Source organism: uncultured Altibacter sp. (genome assembly GCF_963972995.1).
Taxonomy (GTDB): Bacteria; Bacteroidota; Bacteroidia; order Flavobacteriales; family Flavobacteriaceae; genus Altibacter.
In genome coordinates this window covers 37,200-47,244 of record NZ_CAXAXI010000022.1, presented here as the reverse complement: position 1 = coordinate 47,244, position 10,045 = coordinate 37,200, and the positions used below count along the sequence as shown (strand labels likewise).

General features: G+C 41.4%; 7 protein-coding genes. 3 read left to right on the top strand and 4 right to left on the bottom strand.

Annotated features, from left to right (window positions below; translation table 11 throughout):
* Both AACZ11_RS09945 and AACZ11_RS09940 read left to right on the top strand, forming a co-directional pair.
* Positions 1-383 (top strand): PorP/SprF family type IX secretion system membrane protein (locus tag AACZ11_RS09945; protein ID WP_290626126.1); only part of this gene is annotated, 383 nt, incomplete at its 5' end.
* Positions 384-406: 23 nt separating this feature from the next.
* Entirely contained in the window at positions 407-2,305 is a 1,899-nt protein-coding gene (locus tag AACZ11_RS09940) for an OmpA family protein (RefSeq protein ID WP_290626124.1), read from the top strand.
* Between the two features lie 317 nt (positions 2,306-2,622).
* Here AACZ11_RS09940 and AACZ11_RS09935 read toward each other — a convergent pair whose 3' ends face one another.
* Together AACZ11_RS09935 and AACZ11_RS09930 are read right to left on the bottom strand one after the other, a co-directional pair.
* On the bottom strand, positions 2,623-4,068 hold the full coding sequence (locus AACZ11_RS09935; RefSeq protein WP_290626122.1) for a DUF5689 domain-containing protein: 1,446 nt from the start codon (positions 4,066-4,068) through the stop codon (positions 2,623-2,625).
* A gap of 25 nt (positions 4,069-4,093) precedes the next feature.
* A complete protein-coding gene (locus tag AACZ11_RS09930) occupies positions 4,094-6,961 on the bottom strand; it encodes a carboxypeptidase-like regulatory domain-containing protein (protein ID WP_290626120.1) in 2,868 nt (955 codons plus the stop codon).
* A gap of 130 nt (positions 6,962-7,091) precedes the next feature.
* Between AACZ11_RS09930 and AACZ11_RS09925 the strand changes: the two genes are divergently transcribed.
* Entirely contained in the window at positions 7,092-8,162 is a 1,071-nt protein-coding gene (locus AACZ11_RS09925) for an endonuclease/exonuclease/phosphatase family protein (RefSeq protein ID WP_290626118.1), read from the top strand.
* 35 nt (positions 8,163-8,197) lie between these two features.
* On the opposite strand, the gene AACZ11_RS09920 is transcribed toward AACZ11_RS09925, so the two are convergent.
* Both AACZ11_RS09920 and AACZ11_RS09915 read right to left on the bottom strand, forming a co-directional pair.
* Positions 8,198-8,617 (bottom strand): response regulator, encoded by a 420-nt coding sequence (locus AACZ11_RS09920; protein WP_290626116.1) that lies wholly within the window; start codon positions 8,615-8,617, stop codon positions 8,198-8,200.
* A 1-nt stretch (position 8,618) separates the two neighbouring features.
* Positions 8,619-10,043 (bottom strand): sensor histidine kinase, encoded by a 1,425-nt coding sequence (locus AACZ11_RS09915; RefSeq protein ID WP_290626114.1) that lies wholly within the window; start codon positions 10,041-10,043, stop codon positions 8,619-8,621.
* Positions 10,044-10,045: the final 2 nt, after the last annotated feature.

Here is a 10,045-nt window from a genome sequence, read left to right as displayed (position 1 = left end):
TCCATTTGGACGAGAACGGAATTAAATACGGAAGTGAGACCAACCACTACTTCGCAACAGCGGGTTATGTGTTCCAAGCCTCAGAAAATGTGAAGATTAAACCTTCAGTTATGGTAAAGTCGGCTTTCGATGCGCCGGTCTCTTTCGACGGGAACCTCAATGCACTATTCTATGAGAAATTTGAAATAGGAGCTTCATACAGACTAGACGATTCATTTAGCGGTATCGTTGGTTTCCAAGCGACTCCGGCCATTCGTATAGGATATGCCTACGATCATGTCGTTTCAGATATCAACGTGGTAAGTGATGCCTCTCATGAGATCATCCTAACATTCGACCTTATCTTTAACAAGCGTGCAATGCGTTCACCTAGATACTTCTAATCACTAATCTAAGTTCATTCAAAATGAAAAAAATATATACATTTCTCTTACTCATAGTGGTCTGCACCACTGTGGCCACGGCACAAAATAAAGACACTAAAAAAGCAGACGATCTGTACGATAAACTATTGTACACCGATGCTGCTGAAGCGTATCAAAAATTGCTGAAAGATGGAAAAGCCGGACGTTATGTGTTCGAGCGTCTTGGCAACAGCTATTATTATCTAAACGATACTAAAAAAGCCGAAACCTATTATCGTCGTGTCGTGAAAGGCAAGGATGTAGACGCCGAAACGGTCTACAATTATGCCCAGGTCTTGAAGGCCAATGGTAAATACAGCGATTACACTACTTATATGCAGCAGTTCGCCGAAATGAAGCCTAACGATTCCCGAGCCATGGAATTCATGAAGAGCCCTAATTTTGTCCCTACCTTAGCGGAGGCGGAGGCAAAATTTTCTGCTACCAACCTAAAGGATATCAACACCGAATACTCAGAATTTGGAGGAACTGTAGTAGGTAAGAACTTCTATTTTTCTTCAGCAAGAAATACCACCCGAAAAAAATACGGATGGAACGAAGAGCCATTCCTAGATATCTATAAAGCCGATATTGTGGGAGGTACTGTGAAGAACGCTACATTGGTTGAAGGAGGAGATCTTAACACAAAATACCATGAAGGTAATGTTGCAATTTCCCCCGATGGCAAAAGAATGTACTTCGATAGAAACGATTACTTTAACGGCGATTACGAGACCAGCGAAAGCGGGATCAACCAGATCAACCTATACTATGCCGAAAACATCGATGGTGTATGGCGTGGCATCCAATCGGTTCCTTTTAATAACAGTGAATACTCAACAGGTCATCCTGCACTTAGTCCGGATGGAAATACGTTATATTTCGTGAGTGATATGCCCGGCGGAAAAGGAATGAGCGATATCTACAAGGTAGCCGTGAACAAGGACGGAAGCTTGGGAACACCCGTGCGTTTAGGAGATCATATTAATACCGAAGGAAAAGAGGTCTTCCCTTCTGTAGACAGTAACGGAACCTTGTATTTTTCAAGTAACGGCCACATGGGACTTGGAGGGCTGGACGTTTTTGCAGCAGAGGCTTCAGGAAGCGATTTTGAAACCCCTAAAAACTTAGGAAGTGGTGTAAATAGTGCCGATGATGATTTTGCCTTTACATACGACCCTGCTACCAAAGAAGGATACGTTTCTTCCAATAGAAAGGGAGGAAAAGGAAGTGATGATATTTACGCTGTTAAGGAGATCGAAATTCCTTGCAATGTCACCATCAATGTTCAAGTGATGGATGAATATACAGACACTCCAATAGCCGGTGCACGTGTTGATCTCTATGACGCTTTTGAAAACAAGATAAGCTCAAAAACTACCGGCGATGATGGGAAGGTTGACTTCTTGGCAGAATGTGATAAAGAGCATGTTATACAAGCATTGACCAAAGGGTATGAACCCAATGCTATTACGGAAACCAAAGGAAAGGCGAAAGAAGTTCGAAACAGCATGCTCGAACTGCGTCCTATCGAAGCCATTATTGTGGACGATAAAGTACAGTTGGATCCAATCTTATTCGATCTTGGAAAGCATAACATTAAACCACAGGCGGCCTTTGAACTGGATAAATTGATCGCTATCATGCAGAAGTATCCAAAGATGAAGATCAAAGTGGAAGCACATACAGATAATAGAGGGAATGATGCTTCCAATCTCGAATTATCTGAACGACGCGCTCAAGCTACTGTGCAATACGTAATTTCAAAGGGGATTGATGCAAGCAGAATTAGCGGCGAGGGATTTGGAGAGACCAAACCAGCTGTTGATTGTGGCACCAACTGCAGCGATGCCGAATACCAAAAAAATAGACGTTCTGAATTTATTATCGTGGAACGCTAGGTCATTTTCAACTAAATAACCAACCATCAACCAAAACCCCTTCGTAATTGAAGGGGTTTTATTTTTCTTTGTGTCTACATACAGCGCTTTTGTTTTCTAAAGATCAAGCTTCAGTTGTTTTAATTAGCTTCCTAAGTTTAGGCAAAAACTTCTTTGCTAAGCTTCCGTAGAAAATCACAAGGGTTAGTAACCCTATTATTCAGAAGCATTGTATTAGAATTAGCCAATTCGTTTTTAACGCGACCCCCTTCAGAAAATATAGCTCATAAAAAAACCTCCCGAAATTGGGAGGTTTTATTTATATATCAATCGATTGATTAGTTCGAACGAATCTCGATCTCATCAAGCTCATAGGTTCCATCGAACGCTGCCTCACCACTACCGGTATATTTCCAGGCAATGTACCCGCTTCCGGTGATACAAGACAGATCTACATTTCCGGAGGTGAACCAGTCACCAAAAAATTCTCCGTCCTCAACGACATAAGCATCCGAAAGTAAGCTCCACGTTGCCGAAGTGATGGTTGCAGGATTTCCGTCCCAATCACTTGAAAACAGGACCTCTAGTGTACTACCGTCACTAAAGCTGTTGGAGGTCTTAAAAGTAATGGTTTCCCCATCCTGAGCGTCAAAATTGACCTCGGGAGTGATCAACCAGCCAATTGATGCATCATCACCGCTGTTAAAGGAGCCCATACGCGCAGAAATTCCTAAAGATGCGTTGGTACCATCGTCAAAATAGGCTTCCCATGTTTCGGTACCAGCCTCAATATAATTAGTCCATCCATTTCCTGAAATGGGTGAGCCTGTACTTTGTGTTTCGAAGAAATCACCGAACAATACATTAGAACCAACGCTAGACACCAAGCCGCAATTTACTTCCATCGGATCGCACCGCTCAGTACTGTCAAAATTAATGGAAGTAGGATCGTTTACAGTCACATTCAGTTCATCACCAAAGAAGTTGTAGGTCAACAAACCATCAAGGGTTCCCCTGCCAGTGGGCAGCAACAATGACTTGTAGTCAGCAAATGTAGACGTGCTGAAGACAACGGTAGCTCCTGTCGCACAACTTTCCAAAAGACGTTCTCCGTCAAATTGGTCATCCGGTTCTGCAGCAAAGGTCTTTGGGTCTGCTCCCAAAACTTCGTTGCGGTTAAATTGTACATCATTTAAACGAATGTACAGGTTTGTGAGTTCTGCATTAAAATCGTTGATTGAAAGTGGCAATGGCACGATTTCTTTCACCTCAGGGTCTCTTGTGATCACATCGAACAAGTTTGATTCTGCGATCTTCGCAACATCATTTCCGTCACGCACACCCAAGGCTAAAACACCACTGTCGAAAGCAACACTTAAATTCTCTAACTTCACGAATACTTTTCTACCAAACTCGTAAGTTGTAAACAACGGATTGACGTCTGCCAACACCTTTACTCCCGCATTTGGATTTTGAAAATCGTTTTGCAGCACAAGTTCCTCGAAGAAATTACCTGCTTCATCGCTTGAGATCACGTATCCAACAATGTATTTGTCGTTATCGGGATTGTTTTCGTTGAAGGTAAGTATATTGTTTCCGTTGCTATTGATCTCTTGTTCCAAAAGATCGCGTAGTGTAGCAATGTCGATCACTTTCGTTTGGTCGATTGTAACCGGCTCAATTTCTTGAGAAGGTACATCAAATTCGTCATCCTTAACACAAGACACTACTACTACCAGTGCTAGGATAAGGGTAAAAAGTTTATAAAAATTTGCAGTTTTCATTAGGTATAATTTATTTTTATTTTAATTAGAATCGAACATAAAGGTTAACATAATAGGTTGTTCCATTTCCGAAGAAATAACGAGAACCGAACACCGGCGTATCGCGTTTGCTTTCTTCCAAAAGGGAGCGGTAATCTGCATTACGGGAATCCTCGAATCCACCGGTAATGTACTCTTCGCCAAGAACGTTGTTGATGGTCGCGAAGAAACCAACATAATAATCTTTGATCTTCCAAGATTTCCCCCCCACCACGTTAAAGAGCATATAATCATCAAACTCTTCTTGTTGTAATAACGTTCGGGCTATTTCCTCATCGTAATCGTTAAACGGTTGCCCGGCGAAATCAGTAGTGAACCCGGCAGATCTTCTCAAGGTACTTACATCAATATACGCATTTGAAAAATAATTTCCGGTGACACCCACCCACCAAAAATCGGGGTCACGGTATTCAAAGCCTAACTGGTAGGCTCTTTCCGGACCACCGGCTACATGGTAGTTTTCTAAGTTTGTAGTTCCGTCGCCAAAGGTTAATTGCCCGTTATTAATTCCGGGAACATTGGTCACGCCTAAGAAATCTTCAGAAGTGAAGTATTGATTCGGGTTATTGGTATAAACGTTTTGCCCTACTGAAGCAACCGCTTTCAATTTAACCGTAGTTGTCACCTGTGCTTCCACACCTAGCTCTGCTCCAACTCGGCGGCTCTCTATACCGGTAAGGATTTCTTGTAAGAAGGCTGTCCCATCTTCAGTTCCTCGAGCCGATTCAGTAAAATAGAAATTGATATCGGTTTGATCTGCAATGGTGTTGTAGTATCCTGTCAATCGTGCCTTTACTAAAGGAGAGCGATAGATATAACTCGCATCTACATTTTGGATCTTTTCGGTCTCGATACCAACCACCACATCGTTATTTTGTCTCGCATTGCTAAACGTATTTCTCAAATTAGGTGCTTTCGTAAAATACCCTGCGTTAAGATCCAACAAATGGCGCCCTGTGATCTTATAGGTAAGTCCTCCTTTCACGCCGTATTCTGTAAAATTAACTTCCTCGCTGGGGCCAAAAGAGGCAGCACCTGGGAAATTGCCGTTCTCGAACAATCCAATACGTTGGTAGCTTGTTTGTCCTGCAGAGGCTGCCGCATAGAAATCGACAACGCTGTACTCAAATTGTGCTTGTGCAAACCCAGAGATCACGTCGGCATTAAGGTCGTAATTGTATTTGTAACGATCTCCTTCTTGTACAATTCTATTAGGATTTCTAAGGTCGCTTTGAGCGATATCTGTAACAACTTCATTGCTTTCACCTTCAGCAAAGAAATCCACGTCCAAATATCCGGTACCTCCCAGAAGATCCTTCAACTCGGCAAAGTTTTCGCTCTTTAGGTTGCGATAGTTTACGGCTCCGTTAATCGTGATATTTTCTGAAATGCGTGTGTTCAAAATAGAATTCACGCTTAACTGCGTATCATCATTTCGGTCATTTTGAATTGCGTAGATCGAGTTTCCGCCATTCGCTGAAGCAATAGCATTGGCACGATACAAGGACTCCCAATCGAGCTGCCCGTCATTAATGAATTCCTGTTGCGCCTGATACGCTAACTGAAAGTCGTAAGCCGAAGGATTTTCAAAACGCAAGAAATAGCTAGGTAGTCTTTGGTAATAGTTCCCAAAGGGATTACGTGCACCGCCAATGTATGCATTTTGTCCGTTGATGGTTACCAATCGGGTTCCCCCATTATCAATTCGGGTATTGCCAACTTTTCCAAATTGATATCCAATATTGGTATTAAGGGTTGTGTTCTCCCCAAGATTCCAATAATGGTTGAGCATTAATACCGGTTCTTCAATCTCACGAATTCTGCTGTTTCGAATTTCTCCGTCTTGAAAACCCCAGTTAGGATTATATCGAATTCCTTTCAGATCCCGCACCTCTTGCGTGATCGCGGTAGAGCGACCTCTTCGGTTTGGGGTATAGAATCCCGTAAAGTTCAAGCTATGGCTTTCGTTAATCTTCTTTTCTACGGAAGCAAAGAACGAATTCGCATCGTAAAGCGTTCCATCTTGGTAGCCTTCATCGCCAAAACGACGTGAAGCCAAAACAGAATACGCCCATCCATCTGCACTAAGGCCACTGTGATAAGAACCCATCACCCTACCTTCATAACTTCTGTTGGCCATGGCATACGAAACGCGTCCGCCTTGACGATATTGAGACGCTCTCATGATAATATTTGTTGTTCCCGCAACGTCTCCAAATGCGTAATCATTGGCTTTTAGGCCCATAGTAAAGACACGGTTTCGCTGAACGTCGTTGAGTCCTCCCCAGTTTCCCCACTGTGGGCGACCGTTAAATTGCTTGTTCATTTCGATTCCGTTGATCAACACTTTACCATTGGCATTGTCTAATCCTCTTGGGTTAAAGAACGTAGCGCTAAAATCGAAGGCTGCTGCATTTAAGAAAACATCATTGGAGGCCTGCAACAGTCCTGAGATATTAAAAGATGTTCCCTCGTCTTGGTCAAGTTCATTATCACTAAGACTAATAATCCCAATTTGCGCCTCAACTTCGGTGAGATCCACTTCCAAAAGGATAGGATCCAAATTTACTGTGGAACCGTTTTGCACTGTAATTGGGATGCGTTGGGTAATATACCCATTCTTGTTCACTACAAGTACCTGTTCTCCTTGAGGTATGTCAGTTCCGGAAATAATGAAAAGACCTTCCGCATCGGTCATCGTATTATAAATACTTCCCAGAATGCGAACTTCCACATCCGGAATCACCTCGCTTGAATTGGTATCCACTATTCTTCCCTTTACGATAGCATCTCGTGCAAGTCCCGAAAAACTACAGAAAAATGCCACGCATAAAGTAACAATGAGTTGTTTCATTCGTAAATTTTAAAATTTGTTATTAAGAAATCATTATAAATTGCGTGCAAAACTACATTTTTTAAATGAAATTCCTACTTTTGGCGCGGCAATTGTAAAGAAATTTACACAAACTTAATATCACGCTTTAATGAAGTTATACTATCCATTAATTACCTTATTCTTATTATCCGCAACCCTTGTAAATGCTCAAGAGAAGAAGACTTACAAGGTGAATACCATCGCATTTTACAATGTGGAAAATTTGTTTGATTTTGAAGATGATCCACTCACTTTTGATGATGACAGGACTCCTACAGGAAAAGATCATTGGACTGAAGAAATCTACAATGCAAAATTAGCAAACATGGCTCAGGTCATTTCTGAAATTGGAAGTGATGTCACCGGTACATCGCCTGTACTCATTGGTGTTTGTGAAACCGAGAACAGAAGAGTTTTGGAGGACCTTGTCAATCAAGAACCATTGGTTCAAAAGGATTACGGCATCATACAATTCGATTCTCCCGATCGTCGGGGGATCGATGTGGCCTTATTGTATCAGAAAAAATTATTTACTCCTACCAACTACAAAGCTGTGCCCTTATATATTTACGATGATAACGACACAACAAAACGCGTTTACACCAGAGATCAATTGGTCGTTAGCGGCATGTTAGACGGCGAGAAGATCCACCTAATCGTAAACCATTGGCCTTCCAGAAGTGGTGGAGAAGCCCGCAGCCGCCCGAAGCGAATTAAAGCTGCTCAATTGAATAAACAGATCATAGATTCGTTGTTCAGTGAAGATCCGTATGCCAAGATCATTACCATGGGTGATTTTAACGATGATCCTACGAGCCCCAGCGTAAAAGACGTACTTGAAGCCAAAGAAGATCGTGAAGAAGTGAAATTAAAAGAATTATATAATCCCATGGAAGAAATGTATCGAAAAGGGTTAGGAACACTTGCGTGGCGTGATGGTTGGAACCTTTTTGACCAAATGATTGTCTCTTCCGAATTACTAAAAAAGGATTATTCATCCTATCGCTTTTACAAAGCCGGAATCTACAACAAGACCTATCTTGCAAATCCAAAAGGGCGTTACAAAGGATATCCGTATCGAAGTTATGCCGATGGAGGTTTTACCGGAGGATACAGCGATCACTTTCCCGTGTATCTGTATCTTATTAAAGAAGCAGACGAAGATTCAGCAAATAAATAAAAGAAAAACGCTCCTAAAGGGGGCGTTTTTTATGGCTAAGGTGTAAATCGGTCCGGAAAATGCTTTTCCAGAATGTCGTATAACCTTTCTTTGGTAAGCGGTTTATTCTCGAACCGATTGATATTCGGGTTTTGAGATGCTTTAATACGATCTTCTTCACTGCTTGAGGTAGTAAGCATTGTAATAACGATCCCCCCTTTCTTTTCAATCTCCAAGTCCTTATAATGCTCTAAGAATTCCCACCCGTTCATCCCGGGCATATTGATGTCTAAAAAAATAAGATCGGGTTTGGGGTACTTCTTTTCTACAATGGTAGAGAGGTATTCAAGTGCTTCTTCTCCCGAATATTTGGTAATAATCTCCTTGGCTACATTTTCCTTTTTCAGCAACCGTTCATGGACGAAATTATCCGATTCGGAATCGTCAATAAGAAGAATTTTTTCTAATCTGTTCATATCACGAAGTTAAATCTTTTTTTAGAATAACCATGAAGGTAGTTCCCTCTCCTTCATTTGAATCCACAGAGATAATTCCACCGTGCAATTCGGTGATCTTTTTGCAAAACGCCAACCCGATCCCTTGTCCGCTGTATGCTGTTTCACTATGGAGCCGTGTGAACATATCGAATATTTTGGAAAGGTATTTCTCGGGGATGCCAATGCCGTTATCGCTAATGGTAATTTGATAGTTGTTATTGGATTCGTAGACATCAATATTAATAACCGGGTTTCGATCTTCGGGCACAAATTTCAAACTGTTCCCAACGAGATTGGCGAACAATTGTTTAAGTTCAATTTTATAGCCTTGGATGGTGGGAAGGGGTTGCGAAAGGATCTGCGCGTCACTTTCTTCAATACGCTGCGCAAAATCCTTCTTAATATCCTCTAAAATGTCATTAAGGTTCACCGCTTCAATCTCGCCCGATCTACCTATCCTACTATATTGCAGTAGGCCGTTGATGAGATTTCGCATCCGCGAAGTGGCCCCTTTTATAAAATCGAAATAGGTGTGTGCATCGTCGTCCAGTTTTTCGGCATAATCATCTTCAAAGATGGTCACAAAATTGTCGACGGTGCGCAAGGGTTCTTGAAGGTCGTGGGAGGCGATATATGCAAACTGATTCAGTTCTTTGTTCTTCTCCTTCAGCTGATCAATGAGCTGCTCATTAATAGCCATTTGCTTTTGCCGAAGTGTTATCTCACTATTTTTAAGATCGATCTCTTTATTTAGAATTTCATTGGCATTATTCAGTCGTTCAAAAATTGGGATTAATTGACTTTTTACCCTGTAAAGTCCGTAGATCATATAACCAATCCCAAACAAAAGAATAAGGATAGAAGCGTAATAATAAAGATTAAAATCTTTATTTCTATTTGTAAATAATTGTTCGTTCACCTCCAACATATCTTCGATGACTTCGGCAATTTCATTCTTTAATTCTTGGCGTGAGATTGAACTGACTATACTTACAGCTTCCATCGTGTCACCGGTGTCATGAAGGGCGACTAATTCTGACATCTCAGCCTTTTTTAGTTGAAAAAGACTGTCTAACTTTTTTACATTTTCTTGTTGATCATCGTTGGTTGTGGTACGCTCCTTTAAATCGACAATCTTTACGTCAGCTAACAATTCTGCCGATTTGTAACGTTCGCGATTGATACGTTCTCCGGTAATAAGAAAAGTTTTGTTCTTACTTTCTACACTGTTAATAGCAGCATGCGTCTCCAGTATCTTATTCCTTACTTCAGAAGTGTTCAATAGCCAGTCTTGTGATTGAAAACTCATGATCACGATCACACCCAACAATACGATAATCCCTAACAGCGTAATGAGATTCAAGTAGATGGAGGAAAGTATTTTTTTTGCTTGCTTTCTATGCATAC

Excerpts from the sequence above, each read along its gene's own strand:
- AACZ11_RS09940 (WP_290626124.1), top strand. The coding sequence starts at position 407 with ATGAAAAAAATATATACATTTCTCTTACTCATAGTGGTCTGCACCACT.
- AACZ11_RS09935 (WP_290626122.1), bottom strand. The coding sequence starts at position 4,068 with ATGAAAACTGCAAATTTTTATAAACTTTTTACCCTTATCCTAGCACTG.
- AACZ11_RS09930 (WP_290626120.1), bottom strand. The coding sequence starts at position 6,961 with ATGAAACAACTCATTGTTACTTTATGCGTGGCATTTTTCTGTAGTTTT.
- AACZ11_RS09925 (WP_290626118.1), top strand. The coding sequence starts at position 7,092 with ATGAAGTTATACTATCCATTAATTACCTTATTCTTATTATCCGCAACC.
- AACZ11_RS09920 (WP_290626116.1), bottom strand. The coding sequence starts at position 8,617 with ATGAACAGATTAGAAAAAATTCTTCTTATTGACGATTCCGAATCGGAT.
- AACZ11_RS09915 (WP_290626114.1), bottom strand. The coding sequence starts at position 10,043 with ATGCATAGAAAGCAAGCAAAAAAAATACTTTCCTCCATCTACTTGAAT.